Here is a 15102-nt window from a genome sequence, read left to right as displayed (position 1 = left end):
GACGAATTGTCACCAACGGATGCCCGGCCCCCACCGTACTCTCAGGTCTGAGCCGAGGTGTCCCGATCGATCGGACCGAATCAGTTGACCCGCTTCCGGGCCGACCTTCGGACCCGAATCGCGCAGTCGGACTCAGCGTTCCCGTGCTCGCCGACGCAACGTGCAGACTCCGCTTATCGGCTCGGTCCGGCGACTCCGGCTCAGTGCGCCCGGTTCACCGCCGACACCACGGCCCGCAGCGAGGCGGTCGTAATCGAGGTGGCGATGCCGACACCCCACACCACCTTGTCGCCGATCGCGCACTCCACATACGCCGCGGCCTGCGCGTCGTCACCTGCCGACATCGCGTGTTCGGAGTAATCCAGCACGCGCACATCGAATCCGACCGTCGCGATCGCATCGACGAAGGCGGCGAGCGGTCCATTGCCCGCGCCGGTGACTTCCTGCTCGACGCCCTCGACCTTCACCACCGCGGTAATCGAGTCCACGCCGCCGTCGGTCTCGGAGGCGGTCACCTTCTGCCGCATCCGCTCCAGCGGACGGATCGGGCTCAGGTATTCGTCGGCGAAGACATCCCACATCTCCTTGGGCGAAACCTCGCCGCCCTCACCGTCGGTGATCTTCTGGATCGCCTGGGAGAACTCGATCTGCAGCCGGCGCGGCAGCACCAGTCCGTGATCGGTCTTCATGATGTAGGCGACGCCGCCCTTACCGGACTGCGAGTTGACCCGAATGACGGCCTCGTAGGTGCGGCCCACATCCTTGGGGTCGATCGGCAGGTACGGCACCTCCCAGACGATGTCGTCGATATCGGATTCTGCGGCGTCGGCCGCGGTCTTCATCGCGTCCAGACCCTTGTTGATCGCGTCCTGATGCGAACCGGAGAACGCGGTGTAGACCAGATCGCCGCCGTAGGGGTGGCGCTCGTGCACCGGCAGCTGGTTGCAGTATTCGACGGTGCGGCGGATCTCGTCGATATCGGAGAAGTTGATCTGCGGATCCACACCGCGGGAGAACAAATTCATCCCCAGCGTCACCAGGCAGACATTGCCGGTGCGCTCACCGTTGCCGAACAGGCAGCCCTCGATGCGATCGGCACCGGCCTGGTAGCCCAGTTCGGCGGCGGCCACTGCGGTACCTCGGTCGTTGTGCGGATGCAGCGACAGCACGATCGAATCGCGGCGGGCCAGGTTGCGGCTCATCCACTCGATCGAATCGGCGTACACATTCGGGGTCGCCATCTCGACGGTCGCGGGCAGATTGATGATCATCGGCTTGTCGGGGGTGGGCGCGATGATCTCGGTCACCGCGTCGCACACCTCCTTGGCGTAGGACAGTTCGGTGCCGGTGTAGGACTCCGGGCTGTACTCGTAGCGCCAGTTGGTGTCCGGATACTTCTGTTCGATCTGCAGGCACAGCTCGGCGGCATCGGTCGCGATCTTCTTCACCGCCGCCTGGTCCGCGCGGAACACCACACGCCGCTGCAGGACCGAGGTCGAGTTGTAGAAGTGCACGATCACATTGGTCGCACCGGCGCACGCCTCGAAGGTGCGCTCGATCAGTTCGGCGCGACACTGGGTCAGCACCTGGATGGTGACGTCGTCGGGAATCGCTCCGTCCTCGATGATCTCGCGGACGAAGTCGAAATCGGTCTGACTGGCCGAGGGGAAGCCGACCTCGATCTCTTTGTAGCCCATCCGCACCAGCAGGTCGAACATGCGGCGCTTGCGGGCCGGGCTCATCGGGTCGATCAGGGCCTGGTTGCCGTCGCGCAGGTCGACGGCGCACCAGCCGGGAGCACGATCGATGATCTTGTCCGGCCAGGTGCGGTCGGGCAGCGTGATCGGCTCGACCTCCTCGGCGAAGGGCCGGTAGCGGAAGGTTGGCATGGACGAGTTCTTCTGCCGGTTCCAGACGGGCTGGTCGGCAGGCGCGGGCTTACTCGGAGCCGTAATGGTGCGCGAGCCGGATATGTAGGCGTCAGCGGGGGACATGCGGTTTCTCCAGGGTGTGGTGGATCCCAGTTGTCGGGTCGACCGGCGCGGCAGGACCCCGCGACGGGAGGCCGGTCCGATCAGACCCCGTCGCGGCGGCCGAGAAGAAGTGCCCGCTGCATGATGCCGGCGAGTTTACCGTGCCTCGACGCCTCGCCGAAAGCCCGGTCCCCATCGTCCGGTCATCCGACGTAACGATTAGCGTTCCGACCGGCTGGAGGTAGGTTCATATGACTTGGCTGGAACAACTGGCGGTCTTCGGCGCGGGCATCGCGGCGGGCGGCATCAACACCATTGTGGGATCGGGCACACTGATCACCTTCCCGGTACTGCTCGCCTTCGGAATTCCGCCGGTCACGGCGAATGTGTCGAACACCATCGGTCTGGTTCCCGGTGGCGTGAGCGGGGCGTTCGGCTATCGGCGCGAACTCGAAGGGCAGCGGGCCAGGTTGGTCCGGCTCGGCAGCGCGTCCCTGCTCGGCGGCACCACCGGCGCGATCCTGCTGCTCATCCTGCCCGCCGCGGCATTCAAGGCGATCGTGCCGGTGCTGATCATCGCGGCGCTGATCCTGGTCGTGGTTCAGCCCCGGCTGGCGCGCTGGGTGAAGGAACGTCGCGCGGCCGATACCGGTCCGGCGCCCGAACACGGTGGCCTGATCCTGTACGTCGCGATATTTCTGTGCGGCATCTACGGCGGCTATTTCGGCGCGGCCCAGGGCGTGTTGTTGATCGGTTTGCTCGGGGTGTTCGTGCACGAGGACATCCAACGGCTCAACGGGGTCAAGAATGTGCTCGGTCTGCTGGTGAACGCGGTTTCCGCGGTGGTGTTCACGATGATCGCCGACGTCGACTGGCGGGTCGCCGCGCTGATCGCGGTCGGCTCGATCATCGGCGGCGTACTCGGCGCGAAGCTGGGCAGGCGGATGCCGCCAACCGCATTGCGTGCGGTGATCGTCGTGGTTGGCGGCATTGCGGTCGTCCGATTGCTGATGACCTAGCCGCAATAGTCTTGTCGACCAGCGCGGTTCGACCGGATACGGAGGAAGTACGTGGCACTCGAGATGCGAAACCCCTAGTGCGGTCGTACTTGTGGCGGATTGGTCCCAAAGGAGGACGACGGCAGCCTGGTCCGCAACGCAGGATGATCGGTATGCGCGGGTGGAAGATCGTCGGGTTGGCGCTGACGACCGTATTGGTGCCGACATTGGTTTCGTGCTTCCGGCAGAGCGAAGCGGTCTCGCAGGTCGCCGAACTGGTCGCACAAGCCGATTCGGCACCGACTCCGAAACTCGATTGGGCCCAGTGCCCCGAATCGGAGTTGAGCAAGTATCAGTGCGCGACGGCCGCGGTCCCGATCGACTACGCGCAGCCCAACGGTCCGACGCTGGCGCTGGCCCTCATCAAACAGCCCGCCGCCGATCAGGACCGTCGCATCGGCACTCTGTTCAGCGCGGTCGGCGGACCCGGCGGTTCGGGCTTCAAATGGGCGAGTCACAGTGTGCTGTCCTCCGGTGAGGTGGCCCGCCGATTCGACGTGATCACCTTCGATCAGCGCGGTATCGGGCGCAGCGGTCAGGTGCGCTGTTTCGCGAATGCCGAAGAGCGGCACCGGTTCTGGTCCGATTTCCGGCTTCCGCCGACGAATGCCGAACAGGAGGCCACCGCCGCGCGCAATGCCCGCGAACTGGCTGCCGGTTGCGCCGCGCACAGCCCGGAGTTGCTGGCGCACCTGACCACCGTCGATGCCGCCCGTGATCTGGATCTGCTGCGCCGCGCGGTCGGCGAGACGACCATGACCTACACGGGCGGGTCCTACGCGAGTTATCTGGGCGAGGTGTACGGCGCGCTGTTCGGCGACCGGGTCCGTGCGCTGCAACTCGGCTCGATGATCGACCCGGACGCCTACACCAACGATTCGCGCGCGCAGATCGCCGACTCCGCGGCGGGCACCGAGGAGGTGCTCGCGGAGTTCCTGCGGCTGTGTGCCGAAGCCGGACAACCGCATTGCGTCTTCGCGGGGCCGACCAAAACCGATGCGGCCGCACTGCGCACCCGCAACGACGCCGTACTGGACCGGCTGCGCCAGGGACCCATCGTGGTCGGTCAGGGTGCGCACACCCGCGCGGTAACCCTCACCGAGATGCTGCCCGCACACGCCACCATGCTCTACGACACGAAGGAGGGCTGGCCCGCACTGGCCGAACTGCTCACCGAATTGGAGCGCGGATCGGCGGGCGATCCCGATGTCGTACAGCAGATTCTGGACGCGGGCGGCTTCACCGAGGACTTCCTCGACGCCTTCACCGCAATCTCGTGTGCGGACAACAGCTTCGGCCGCGAACCGGAGCAATGGCCTCTCATGGCGGCCGAATTAGCCAGTACCGCACCGCATTACGGTCCAATGTGGCTGTATCTGCGACAGGCCTGCGGTGCTTGGCCGGCACCGGCGAAGGGGTATCCGCAGCGCATAACCGGGCCGTGGATTCTGCGCTCGGATAAACCCGCCCTGCTGTTCAACAACCGCTTCGACCCGGTCACCCCGCTGACGGCCGCCCGCCGGGCCCAGCAGGAGTTGGTCAATGCCAGGCTGGTGATCGTCGAGGGCGGCTACGGCCACCTGGTGGTGAGCGACTGCGCTGGTCGTCTGCAGGAGCACTACCTTGTGGACCTGCAACTCCCCGCGCCCGGCGCTACCTGTAAGCCGGACAAAGCCCCGTTCACCGACTGAAACGCCAGTACCGGAAACCGCTCGACCAAGATCGTCGGTATCCTTCGACTACCACTGTTCAGGACTCCCGAATCCCGGTAGTCTGCGCTCGGCCATGCATGATGAGGGAGGTGGCCAGGTGCACAGACGTGCCTTTTTCAAGGCAGCCGGTGCGGCCGCGATGCTGGGTGTCGCGAGTACCGCACTGGATAGGGCGACAGCCGATGCCGCCGACCCGATCTGGGACAACTTTTTCCGCATGTGGGTCCCGGAAATCTTTGCGCCACTTCCCGATCCGCCCGAGCATTCGCCCGCGATCGTGATCGGCTCCGGCTTCGGCGCGTCGGTCACCGCACTGCGCCTGGCCGAGGCCGGCATCGCCAATACCGTGCTGGAGCGCGGTTCGCGCTGGCCGAACGATCCATGGCGGGAAATCTTCACCGGTGACGATCTGCCCGACGGCCGCGGTTTCTGGCATCGCACCAACTTCACCGGCGTCACCAAGGTCCCGATGCATTTCGCCAGCTTCGGTGGGGTGCTCGATTGCGTCGAGTATCCGGGCATCGACGTATGGCGGGCCGCTGCTGTCGGTGGCGGCTCGATCGTCTTCTCCGGTGCCATGGTCGCGCCCGAGCGCCGCTTCTTCGACCACGTCTTCGGCGGCACGGTCGATTACGGCGAAATGGCGCAGGTCTACTACCCTCGGGTCCGGGAGATGTTGCGGCTCAGCCCGATTCCTGCGGACCTCTACGCCGCTTCGCCGTTCGCGCATTCCCGGGCCTGGGACGAGCAGGTGCGCAGAGCGGGCTATCAGCCGCTCGCCAATGACTCGATCTTCAACTGGGATGTGCTGCGCGGCGAAATCGCCGGCACCACAAGGCCTTCGGCGACCGTGGCGCGCAGTAATCTCGGCAACTCCAACGGCGCGAAGTTCGACCTCGACCAGAACTACCTTCGGTACGCCGAGGGCACCGGCAAGTCCACCATCTATCCGGGGCACCGCGTCGATGCCATCGCGCAGGAATCCGGCGGCCGCTATTCGGTGACCGTGACAAAACTTTCGCCGACCGGCGAGGTGATCTGCACCCGCACCCTGACCTGCGACCGCCTGTTCCTCGGCGCGGGTTCGATCGGCACCTCGGAGCTACTGGTGCGAGCCCAGGCGACCGGCGCGCTGGCGAACCTCAACGAGCACATCGGCGATGGCTGGGGCACCAACGGTGATGTGGTGCTGGCTCGCGGTGCCAGCGATTTGGCCGGTTTCGGTCAGGGCGTGCCGAGCGTGAGCCGGATCCTCGACGAATCCGCCGTGCCGCTCACGCTCGAAAATTGGTACATTCCGGGCATTCCGTTCGAGACCGGCGCGCTCGCTTCATTGGGCATGGTGCTCGATCCGGCCCGCGCCCGCTTCGGCTACGACCGCGCCCGTAATACGGTCGGGTTGTCCTGGTCGACCAAGAACCGTGACGATATCGTGGCGGCCGCCCGCGCGGTCGATCACCGGATCGCTGAACGCTCCAATGCCCTCGTCGAATACGGCGCACTCGGCTACGACGCGAACGCGCTGTTCACCGCGCACCCACTCGGTGGTGCGGTGCTCGGTCGGGCCACCGACGGCAACGGTCGCGTGCACGGTCACCCGGGCCTGTACGTGATGGACGGTGCGGCTATCCCTGGCAGCACCGGCACCGTCAACCCGTCGCTCACGATCACCGCGCTGGCCGAGCGCAATATCGAGGCGATCATCCGCGCTGGGAAGTAGCCCGGCGCGGCGCGTATTACTGTCGGCGGGACCGTTCGGCGTCGAAGGGATCCTTACGTGGCAACTCCAACCAGGCCGACCACGCCCGGCCTCGACGAATGGCCGAAGCTGGATTTTCCACGCAAGCCGCCCGCGCTGTGGTCGGACCTGGTGATGCTGGCGCTGGCCGTCGTCTCGGTCGTGCTCGTCACCTGGGTCACCTTCTTCGAAGTGTCCGCGCACACCTACCGCGTGATCGTGGTGCTCGATTACTCCGTGTGCGCGATATTCGCGGTCGAATTCCTCTGGCGCTGGCGCCGCGCGGGCTGGCCGTGGACGTTCCCGTTCATCTACTGGTACGAAGTGCTCGGCATGATCCCGGTGACCAGTCCGTTCTTCCGCGGATTCCGATTGCTGCGGATCGTGGTGATCGCGGTTCGCCTCGGCCGGGTCGCCGATCGGGCACTCGGCGATCGGGTGACCGCCGCGGTGGTGAACCGCTTCGTGACGACCATTGTCGAAGTCATCAAGCGCCCCATGACGATCGCGATCCTGGACGAGGTCGCGCATGTGCTGCGCGCGGGCCATTACACCCGCAATATCGCGGCGGCGCTGGAGGAGAACCGCGCCGAAATGGACGAGATGATCCTCGAACTCATCAAGAAGGATCCACAGGCCGGACGGGTCCGCTACATCCCGTTTCACGACGAGATCATCCGACTCATCGCCGACACCACATTCCGAATTGTCTTCCAGGTGCTGGCCGATCCCCGCACGGACGAACTGGTTTCGGACATGATCCGCGAGAACGTGGATCAGATCCGGGACGCCGTGCACGCCGGGGTGCGCGTCGAGCCGTCCAATCACGGCCCGACGCCGCACGAACAGACCGTGCGCTACCACCTCAGCCGTGTGCCGCGTGCCTGATCTCGTCGCGCGGCGCCGCGTAACGCATTGTCTCCCAGACGATCAGCAGCACCAGTACACCGCACAGCAGCCCAAGTGACGCCAGCGCGGGCAGTGCACAGGCCGCCGGAATCAGCGCAAGCAGCAGTACGGCGGCCACCAGACGCGGCACCGTGACGTTCCCGGTCGCGTACTGCTTGAACCCGACCAATGCGATCAGATACAGCACCACACCGCCGTACAGCGCGAACAGCGGTATCCCGGACAGCGAGTCTTTGAGGCTGTGCGCAGATTCGTCGCCGACGTAGTAGAGCACCTTCTTCAGCCCGAGCGAGAGTCCGATGATCCCGGCGATCATCGGGAAATGCCAGAAGGTGTAGGAGTTTCGGGCGATCTTGATCTGCCGCTCGCCGTTGGCCTGCTGCAGCTCGTGCTCCACCGACAGCGCCGCCACATCGAAGTACGCCCACCACAGCAGACCCGAAACCGCGAGTCCGAGTAGCGATCCGACGGCGATCGGCCACGAAATGGGCAGTCCGGCGACGCCGATGCCGATCGAGACGATCGATTCACCCAGCGCCACAATGGTGATCAGCCCGTAGCGTTCGGAGAAATGGCTGGCCGAGTTCAATCGCCAGTCCTCGCCCGCCAGCAGGGTCCACCCCATATCGCCGACGATCGCGGCGATCCACAGCACGATCTGCGTCGTCCCCGATGTCATCGCGGCGATGACGAGCAGGGTGGTCCCGATAGTGATGGAACCCAGACTCCAGCGCAGCACCTGGTTGCGCAATTGCGAATCCTCGGCGCTGGCCAGCACGAACATGCCCAGATGCACCAGGCGCACAATCAGATACGCGATCGCGAAGACCAGCGGGCCGTACCAGCCGCCGGCCGCGTCGTCGAAGGCCTCCGGAATGGTGAGTGCCGCCAGGAAACCACCGCCCATCGCGATGAACATGGCGACCCGCGCGATGCCCTCGTCCGCGCGCACCACATTGCCCAGCCAGGAGTATGCGATCCACAGCCACCACATGACGGCGAGTACCAACACCGCCCGCAGCATGTTCTTGGCGCTGGTGTCGTGTGCGACCAGGCCGGTGACCATGGTGAACGCGAAGACGAGCACCAGGTCGAAGAACAACTCGAGCTGCGTTACCGACGCATCCTCGGCCGTTGGCAACAGGCGTGCCCGTTTGGAACCGATCATGTTCACATCGTCGCATCCGACTGCGACAGGTGCGTTCTACACCGCCTGATAGTTCTCGTTCTCGGTGAAGCCCTCGGCGAACTCGATGAAGTTCTGTACGACGGCCTCATTCGAGCGGCGCATGGTCCGTTTCACCAGCATGCCCGGAATTGGGATCGGGATGTAGAGCTCGACGTGATACCAGACATCGGTGCCCTCCTCGCCCTCGGTGACCTCGAACCAGCCGCCGCCCTTCACCCCTTCGGTGCTGTCGGTGACCTCCCAGGAGGAGCGGGTCTCGGTCCATTCGTACTCCAGGACCTGCAGATCCGACCTGCCCATCAGTTCCGCTTTTACGAATACCCGGCGCGGTCGCAGCACGTCGTCGCGGCTTGCGACCCGGGCGTCGCTGTAGGAGGTCGACCACTCCGGCAGCATCTCGACCGCGGCCAGTGCATCCATTACCTGCTCGGGATCGGCGTCGACGACGAAACGGATATCGGTCTTTGTACGCATTCCATACCTCCGCCCCCGCCCAACTACATCGGCAAATTGTGCCCAGCGACACATTCGCAAGTCAACCGAGCGGTCAGTGCCCGAAGCCACATCGGCCGCATATCTCGGGGTGATCACGGTCGATTATGTACGGCGAGAACAAGTTACGGTTCAGTATTTTCGAATGAACCGCGATATCGGCGGAATCAGTGGACTTGCCGCCGGAGCTGCCGGGACCGTATGTCGATCGTGCGCGAGGTATCGCATCTGCGGCTGGACAGGGGGTAACGGGCCCGCGGCGAGCGGGCCCGCTGGTGCCGGGGCTCAGTGCGGCGTTGGTTCGATGATCGCGTCCGGACCTGGGTAGACGAGCGATTCGTGCCCGTCGTCGAACCGCACCACATACGGCGGTGCGCCCTGAGGCCCGCGGACTTCCACGATTTCGCCGTGGCGATCACTCTGTCCCACAACGTGGCCGTGCACGAGGAGCCGGTCTCCGACATTCGCCATCATCGCCCCATTATCGAATGACAGTGACGCGCGTCACAAGGGTTCCCCGTACGACGCGGCGTTTCACTCGTCGCCGACGAGTCGATCGACCGCGGCTTCGATCAGTTCCTGGCTCTGCTCCTCGGTGAAGATTCCCGGCAGCGTGAGCCGATCCACGATCAGCCAATTCAGTGCCAGATACAACAGCATCACCGAGTTTTCGTCGCCGGGCAGTCCGGCCTCGAGATGGTTGCGCACATTGAAATCGAGATCCGCGCGCACGGCCTCGGTCATGACCGCGCGCAACTCCGGTCGCCGCGTCGCCTCTAAGCGCAGCTCGAGCATGGCCAGGTAGCCGGTACGGAAGGCCTCGATGCGCCCGACCGTCTCCCGCATCAGTTCGGTGATATGCGCCCGCGTTTTCGGGCCCGTCGCGAGGTCGGCCATGGTGGCCGCACTCGGGGTCAACCGTTCGTAGAACCGCCCGCCCGCCTGTGTCAGCAGGTCGTCACGGTTGGCGAAGTAATTCGACGCAGTACCCGCGGGCGCCCCGGCCTCCTTGTCCACCGCCCGAAAGGTGAGCCCGCGCGCGCCCTCCTTTGCCAACACCTCGAGCGCCGCATCGAGCAGCGCTTGCCGCCGCTCCGGATTTGTCCGCACTTGACACCACTCCATCTGTAGTACTACCTTCAAACCACTTCACTTAGAGTACAACGGATCAGGCGGTATGAATATGCGAAACCTCGTCTACTACGTGGCCGTATCGCTCGACGGCTATATCGCGGGTCCAGCAGGGGAGTTCGACTTCTATCCACGCGACGCCGAGATGACGGAGTGGATCACGACGCGGTATCCGGACTTCGTACCGAGTCATGTGCGGCCGCATGTCGGTATGGCGGTGGACGAACCGAATAAGCGGTTCGACACCGTGCTGATGGGCCGCGGGAGTTATGAACCCGGGCTGTCCGAGGGGGTCGCCAGTCCGTATGCGCATATGCGGCAGTACGTCATTTCGAGCACCCTCGGCCCGACCGATGATCCACAGATCGAGGTGGTCGCGAGCGATCCGGTTGGGCTGGTGCGACGACTGAAAGCCGAGTCGGGCGGCGATATCTGGCTGTGCGGCGGCGGCAAGCTGGCCGCGGCACTGCTCGACGAACTCGACGAAATGATCGTCAAGAGCTATCCGGTCGTCGCGGGCGGCGGCATATCCGCCTTCTCGGGTGCGTTCAACCCGACCCTGTTCACGCCGACCGAGCGCCGGGAGTTCGGCAACGGCGCCCAGGTCACCTGGTTCTCCCGTGCCTGACGATCCAGCACCACGAAAGAGGTAGTCATATGCGAAAACTCGTCTACTTTGTCGGCATGTCCCTCGACGGCTACATCGCGGGGCCCGGTGACGACATCAGCTTCTATCCGGTCGGCGACGACATGTGGGACTGGGTGAAGGCACAGTATCCAGAGACGCTCCCGACTCATATCCGCCCGCATATCGGCCTGGCGGTCGATGCGCCGAATCAGAAGTTCGACACCCTGGTCATGGGCCGCGGAACCTACGATCCGGCTCTGTCCATCGGCGTGACCAGCCCGTATGCGCATATGCGGCAGTACATCGTTTCGAGTTCCCTCGGGCCGGTCGATGGTCCGCAGGTCGAGGTGGTCGCGAGCGATCCGGTCGGCCTGGTGCGTCGGCTGAAGCAGGAGAACGGCATGGATATCTGGCTGGCTGGTGGCGGCAAGCTCGCCGCGCAGTTACTCGGCGAGATCGATGAGCTCGTCATCAAGAGTTATCCGGTGGTGGCCGGGACCGGAACCGAGGCCTTCGCGGGCGAATTCAACCCCACATCGTTCGCACCCACCAAGCGCATCGAATTCGGCAATGGCACCCAGGTCACCTGGCTGGCCAGAGCCTGAGGCCGATCTTGTCGTAGACCAGCACGATCGCACCGGAGGCCAATCCACGATGTCGCCGCCGGATTCGGCGCGCAGCTGCTTGACCGTCGCGGCCGGATCGGATTCGGCGATACGGGAGTTCGGCGACGGCGTCTCGGTCAGCGTTCGATTCCGGCTGGAAAAGCCTGACACCCACCGAGCGTTCCGTGGTCGAACTCGCCGTCTCCGGCCTGACCAATCCGGCGATCGCCGCGCGTTTGTTCATCAGTCGCGGCACCGTCAACGCATCTGGCCCACGTATACGCCGAGCTCGGTATTGCCAATCGCACCGAACTCGCCCGGCTCGCCCCAACCGATCGCCCGACTAACCGCGCAGAAACGACAGGCGCACTTGCCGATCCGGGTTGTCGACATTGAGATCGACCATCGCGATCGACTGCCAGGTACCCAAGGTCAGCGCACCGCCGATAACCGGGACCGTGGCATAGGGCGGGATCAACGCGGGCATCACATGCGAACGGCCGTGCCCGCGCGAGCCATGCGCGTGCCGCCACCGATCATCGGCGGGCAGCAGATCGCGCAGTGCAGCGAGCAGATCGTCATCGCTGCGCGCACCGAGTTCCATGATCGCGATTCCGGCTGTGGCATGCGGCACGAAGATATGCAGCAATCCGTCCGCACCCGCGTCCCGCGCGAACGACGCGCACTGTGGGGTGATGTCGTGCACGACTTCGGATCGTCCCGTGGTCACCTCGAGCACCGTGCTTTTCATGGGCTACATCGTCCTCTCATTCGGTGTCTGCTGCCCGCAGCAGCGCCATCACCCGCACCGATGTGTCGTGCAGTCGGTTGAACACATCCAGCTGCTCGACCGAATACCCGCCATAGCCACCGCGAACTCCCGCGCCACCACCTCGTAGTGCGGCGCGATCTCATCGATCCGCTCCTGGATCACACTGATCGACCCGCCGCCGGTCCTGTGCGTCGTGTTCGCGCAGCACATAGCGCCTTCGGTAGCCGGTCGATCATCCGCGTGATGGCGCCGGCGGTCAGGCCGGTGTGCATGGGCCAGTTCCCCGGCGGTGGCCGGACCGCCGATGCGAAGCAGAATCAAGCCGCGCAGATCCGTCACATGCAGGCCGAGCCGGTCCGTGACGGCCTGCTGCGTCATCACGCCGTCATTGGCGCTGCGCTGGGCCGCAAGGCTCAATGCGGTCGAAAGATTCACACGATGGCCCCTTCGATCCTCGCCCGCTGAGGAGGTAGGAACAAATCCGCTGGACCTCGGCCGGTACTCTGGGGTGCTGTTAGCAGCTGATTGTCGATCTTGGAGGACCCTGTCGTGGCTCTCGTGGTTCAGAAGTACGGAGGATCCTCGGTGGCAACCGCCGAGCGTATCCGGCGCGTCGCTGAACGGATCGTCGAGACGAAGAAGCAGGGCCACGACGTGGTGGTCGTCTGCTCGGCCATGGGCGATACCACCGACGAGCTACTGGATCTGGCGCAGCAGGTGGCGCCCGCGCCACCGGCTCGGGAAATGGACATGCTGCTCACCTCGGGTGAGCGCATCTCCAATGCGCTGGTCGCCATGGCCATCCATTCGCTCGGCGCCGAGGCTCGCTCGTTCACCGGCTCGCAGGCGGGTGTGATCACCACCGGATCGCACGGTAACGCCAAGATCATCGACGTCACCCCGGGCCGGGTGCGCGCCGCGCTGGACCAAGGTCTGGTCGTGCTGGTCGCCGGTTTCCAGGGCGTCAGCCAGGACAGTCGCGACGTCACCACGCTCGGTCGCGGCGGCTCCGATACCACCGCGGTCGCGCTGGCCGCGGCGCTGGATGCCGACGTCTGCGAGATCTACACCGATGTGGACGGCGTCTTCACCGCCGACCCGCGGATCGTGCCCGACGCCCAGCAGCTCGAGCAGGTCTCCTATGAGGAGATGCTCGAGCTCGCCGCCTGCGGCGCGAAGGTACTCATGTTGCGCTGCGTGGAATACGCGCGCCGCTACAACGTTCCGGTGCATGTGCGCTCGTCCTACACCGACAAGCCCGGCACCTACGTCTATGGATCGATGGAGGACATCCCCTTGGAGCAAGCAATCCTCACGGGCGTCGCGCACGACCGCAGCGAGGCCAAGGTGACCGTGGTCGGCCTGCCGGACGAACCTGGCTACGCCGCCAAGGTTTTCCGCGCGATCGCCGACGCGGAGATCAATATCGATATGGTCCTGCAGAACATCTCCAAGGTCGAGACGGGTAAGACCGATATCACCTTCACCCTGCCCAAGACCGAGGGCGCGCGTGCGGTGGAGATGCTGACCAAGCGTCAGGACGTGATCGGTTTTTCGCAGGTGCTCTACGACGACCACATCGGTAAGGTTTCGCTGGTCGGCGCGGGTATGAAGAGTCATCCGGGCGTCACCGCCACCTTCTGTGAGGCGCTGGCGAACGCGGGTGTGAACATCGACCTCATCTCCACCTCCGAGATCCGGATCTCGGTGCTGGTCAAGGACACCGAACTGGACGAGGCCGTGCAGGTGCTGCACAAGGCCTTCGATCTGGGCGGCGACGAGGTCGCCGTCGTCCACGCGGGAACAGGACGATAAGCATGGGTGTACGGGTAGGAGTCGTCGGCGCGACCGGCCAGGTCGGCGCCGTCATGCGAAAACTGCTGGAAGAGCGCAATTTCCCGGCCGATGAGGTGCGTTTCTTCGCCTCGGCCCGCTCGGCGGGTAAGACCCTGCCGTGGCGCGGCGGCGAGATCGTGGTCGAGGACACCGAGACCGCCGATCCCGCCGGCCTGGATATCGCGCTGTTCTCCGCGGGCGCCACCATGTCGCGCGTGCAGGCCCCGCGGTTCGCGGCGGCCGGTGTCACTGTGATCGATAACTCGTCGGCCTGGCGTAAGGATCCCGAGGTCCCGCTGGTCGTGAGCGAGGTGAATCCGGAGCAGACCCGCAATCTGGTCAAGGGCATCATCGCCAACCCGAATTGCACGACCATGGCCGCCATGCCGGTGCTCAAGCCACTGCACGATGTGGCGGGTCTGCGGCGGCTGATTGTGTCGAGCTACCAGGCGGTCTCCGGCAGCGGTCTGGCCGGTGTCGAGGAGTTGGCCTCCCAGGTGCGCGCTGTGGTCGACGATGCCGAAAAGCTGGTGCACGATGGCAGTGCGGTGCGATTCCCGGCCCCGAACAAGTACGTCGCGCCGATCGCCTTCGATGTGATCCCGCTCGCTGGTTCGCTGGTCGACGACGGATCCTTCGAAACCGACGAAGACCAGAAGCTGCGCAACGAGAGCCGCAAGATCCTCGGGCTGCCCGACCTGCTGGTCAGCGGCACCTGCGTGCGCGTCCCGGTCTTCACCGGCCACTCGCTGTCGGTGAATGCCGAATTCGCCGAACCGATTTCGGTTGAGCGCGCCAAGGAAATCCTCGCCAAGGCCCCCGGCGTCCAGCTCACCGACGTGCCGACCCCGTTGGCAGCCGCGGGCAAGGACGACTCTCTGGTCGGCCGCATCCGCCAGGATCCGGGCGTACCCGACGGTCGCGGCATCGCCCTGTTCATCTCGGGCGATAACCTCCGAAAAGGTGCCGCCCTCAACACCATTCAAATCGCGGAAGTCCTGTTGGCTCAGCGCTGACACCGACCGAACGGGCCGTTCTGATCGTGAGATCTGAACGGCC

The 15102-nt window shown here is 65.0% G+C and carries 16 protein-coding genes; 10 read left to right on the top strand and 6 right to left on the bottom strand.

The features are described 5' to 3' along the window. Nucleotides 1-200: 200 nt before the first annotated feature. On the bottom strand, nt 201-1994 hold the full coding sequence (gene leuA, locus ACIBI6_RS24340) for a 2-isopropylmalate synthase (RefSeq protein WP_396957961.1): 1794 nt from the start codon (nt 1992-1994) through the stop codon (nt 201-203). A gap of 230 nt (nt 1995-2224) precedes the next feature. Between leuA and ACIBI6_RS24335 the strand changes: the two genes are divergently transcribed. The 4 genes from ACIBI6_RS24335 (at nt 2225) to ACIBI6_RS24320 (ending at nt 7369) form a co-directional block, all read left to right on the top strand. Beyond that, on the top strand, nt 2225-2992 hold the full coding sequence (locus ACIBI6_RS24335; protein ID WP_396957959.1) for a sulfite exporter TauE/SafE family protein: 768 nt from the start codon (nt 2225-2227) through the stop codon (nt 2990-2992). Nucleotides 2993-3144: 152 nt separating this feature from the next. Further along, a complete protein-coding gene (locus tag ACIBI6_RS24330; RefSeq protein ID WP_396957957.1) occupies nt 3145-4722 on the top strand; it encodes an alpha/beta hydrolase in 1578 nt (525 codons plus the stop codon). A 118-nt stretch (nt 4723-4840) separates the two neighbouring features. Continuing rightward, the gene (locus ACIBI6_RS24325; protein WP_396957955.1) at nt 4841-6463 is read left to right on the top strand and encodes a GMC oxidoreductase; all 1623 of its coding nucleotides are present in this window, start codon (nt 4841-4843) and stop codon (nt 6461-6463) included. A 57-nt stretch (nt 6464-6520) separates the two neighbouring features. Then, nucleotides 6521-7369 (top strand): ion transporter, encoded by an 849-nt coding sequence (locus ACIBI6_RS24320; RefSeq protein ID WP_396957953.1) that lies wholly within the window; start codon nt 6521-6523, stop codon nt 7367-7369. Here ACIBI6_RS24320 and ACIBI6_RS24315 read toward each other — a convergent pair. The 4 genes from ACIBI6_RS24315 to ACIBI6_RS24300 form a co-directional block, all read right to left on the bottom strand. Further along, a complete protein-coding gene (locus tag ACIBI6_RS24315) occupies nt 7347-8558 on the bottom strand; it encodes a low temperature requirement protein A (protein WP_396957951.1) in 1212 nt (403 codons plus the stop codon). The genes ACIBI6_RS24320 and ACIBI6_RS24315 overlap by 23 nt on opposite strands. Before the next feature lie 36 nt (nt 8559-8594). Further along, a complete protein-coding gene (locus ACIBI6_RS24310; protein ID WP_364359818.1) occupies nt 8595-9053 on the bottom strand; it encodes an SRPBCC family protein in 459 nt (152 codons plus the stop codon). A gap of 303 nt (nt 9054-9356) precedes the next feature. Then, nucleotides 9357-9545: a DUF1918 domain-containing protein gene (locus ACIBI6_RS24305; protein ID WP_040686020.1), complete on the bottom strand. Its 189-nt coding sequence runs from the start codon at nt 9543-9545 to the stop codon at nt 9357-9359. A 60-nt stretch (nt 9546-9605) separates the two neighbouring features. Continuing rightward, on the bottom strand, nt 9606-10196 hold the full coding sequence (locus ACIBI6_RS24300; protein ID WP_364359814.1) for a TetR family transcriptional regulator: 591 nt from the start codon (nt 10194-10196) through the stop codon (nt 9606-9608). A 58-nt stretch (nt 10197-10254) separates the two neighbouring features. Here ACIBI6_RS24300 and ACIBI6_RS24295 point away from each other — a divergent pair, with 58 nt between their 5' ends. From ACIBI6_RS24295 to ACIBI6_RS24285, 3 genes are all read left to right on the top strand, one after another. Further along, complete coding sequence (locus tag ACIBI6_RS24295) at nt 10255-10830, top strand: dihydrofolate reductase family protein (protein ID WP_396958015.1); 576 nt, start codon at nt 10255-10257, stop codon at nt 10828-10830. A gap of 29 nt (nt 10831-10859) precedes the next feature. Then, a complete protein-coding gene (locus ACIBI6_RS24290) occupies nt 10860-11435 on the top strand; it encodes a dihydrofolate reductase family protein (protein WP_396957947.1) in 576 nt (191 codons plus the stop codon). Between the two features lie 101 nt (nt 11436-11536). Then, nucleotides 11537-11782, top strand: coding sequence for a helix-turn-helix transcriptional regulator (locus tag ACIBI6_RS24285; RefSeq protein ID WP_396958014.1), 246 nt, complete (start codon nt 11537-11539; stop codon nt 11780-11782). Here the strand turns inward: ACIBI6_RS24285 and ACIBI6_RS24280 are convergent. Further along, a complete protein-coding gene (locus ACIBI6_RS24280) occupies nt 11779-12186 on the bottom strand; it encodes a secondary thiamine-phosphate synthase enzyme YjbQ (protein ID WP_364359802.1) in 408 nt (135 codons plus the stop codon). The genes ACIBI6_RS24285 and ACIBI6_RS24280 overlap by 4 nt on opposite strands. 147 nt (nt 12187-12333) lie before the next feature. Between ACIBI6_RS24280 and ACIBI6_RS24275 the strand changes: the two genes are divergently transcribed. From ACIBI6_RS24275 to ACIBI6_RS24265, 3 genes are all read left to right on the top strand, one after another. Beyond that, the gene (locus ACIBI6_RS24275; RefSeq protein WP_396957945.1) at nt 12334-12672 is read left to right on the top strand and encodes a hypothetical protein; all 339 of its coding nucleotides are present in this window, start codon (nt 12334-12336) and stop codon (nt 12670-12672) included. Between the two features lie 84 nt (nt 12673-12756). Further along, nucleotides 12757-14022: an aspartate kinase gene (locus tag ACIBI6_RS24270; protein WP_364359796.1), complete on the top strand. Its 1266-nt coding sequence runs from the start codon at nt 12757-12759 to the stop codon at nt 14020-14022. Between the two features lie 2 nt (nt 14023-14024). Next, nucleotides 14025-15059 (top strand): aspartate-semialdehyde dehydrogenase, encoded by a 1035-nt coding sequence (locus ACIBI6_RS24265; protein ID WP_364359793.1) that lies wholly within the window; start codon nt 14025-14027, stop codon nt 15057-15059. The last annotated feature ends 43 nt before the right edge of the window (nt 15060-15102 follow it).

This window comes from Nocardia sp. NPDC050412 (genome assembly GCF_044458825.1).
Taxonomy (GTDB): Bacteria; Actinomycetota; Actinomycetes; order Mycobacteriales; family Mycobacteriaceae; genus Nocardia.
Note: the sequence above shows the minus strand (reverse complement) of the source record. Positions and strands in the feature narration are given on the sequence as shown.

Excerpts from the sequence above, each read along its gene's own strand:
- leuA (WP_396957961.1), bottom strand. The coding sequence starts at position 1,994 with ATGTCCCCCGCTGACGCCTACATATCCGGCTCGCGCACCATTACGGCT.
- ACIBI6_RS24335 (WP_396957959.1), top strand. The coding sequence starts at position 2,225 with ATGACTTGGCTGGAACAACTGGCGGTCTTCGGCGCGGGCATCGCGGCG.
- ACIBI6_RS24330 (WP_396957957.1), top strand. The coding sequence starts at position 3,145 with ATGCGCGGGTGGAAGATCGTCGGGTTGGCGCTGACGACCGTATTGGTG.
- ACIBI6_RS24315 (WP_396957951.1), bottom strand. The coding sequence starts at position 8,558 with ATGATCGGTTCCAAACGGGCACGCCTGTTGCCAACGGCCGAGGATGCG.
- ACIBI6_RS24310 (WP_364359818.1), bottom strand. The coding sequence starts at position 9,053 with ATGCGTACAAAGACCGATATCCGTTTCGTCGTCGACGCCGATCCCGAG.
- ACIBI6_RS24305 (WP_040686020.1), bottom strand. The coding sequence starts at position 9,545 with ATGATGGCGAATGTCGGAGACCGGCTCCTCGTGCACGGCCACGTTGTG.
- ACIBI6_RS24300 (WP_364359814.1), bottom strand. The coding sequence starts at position 10,196 with ATGGAGTGGTGTCAAGTGCGGACAAATCCGGAGCGGCGGCAAGCGCTG.
- ACIBI6_RS24295 (WP_396958015.1), top strand. The coding sequence starts at position 10,255 with ATGCGAAACCTCGTCTACTACGTGGCCGTATCGCTCGACGGCTATATC.
- ACIBI6_RS24290 (WP_396957947.1), top strand. The coding sequence starts at position 10,860 with ATGCGAAAACTCGTCTACTTTGTCGGCATGTCCCTCGACGGCTACATC.
- ACIBI6_RS24280 (WP_364359802.1), bottom strand. The coding sequence starts at position 12,186 with ATGAAAAGCACGGTGCTCGAGGTGACCACGGGACGATCCGAAGTCGTG.
- ACIBI6_RS24265 (WP_364359793.1), top strand. The coding sequence starts at position 14,025 with ATGGGTGTACGGGTAGGAGTCGTCGGCGCGACCGGCCAGGTCGGCGCC.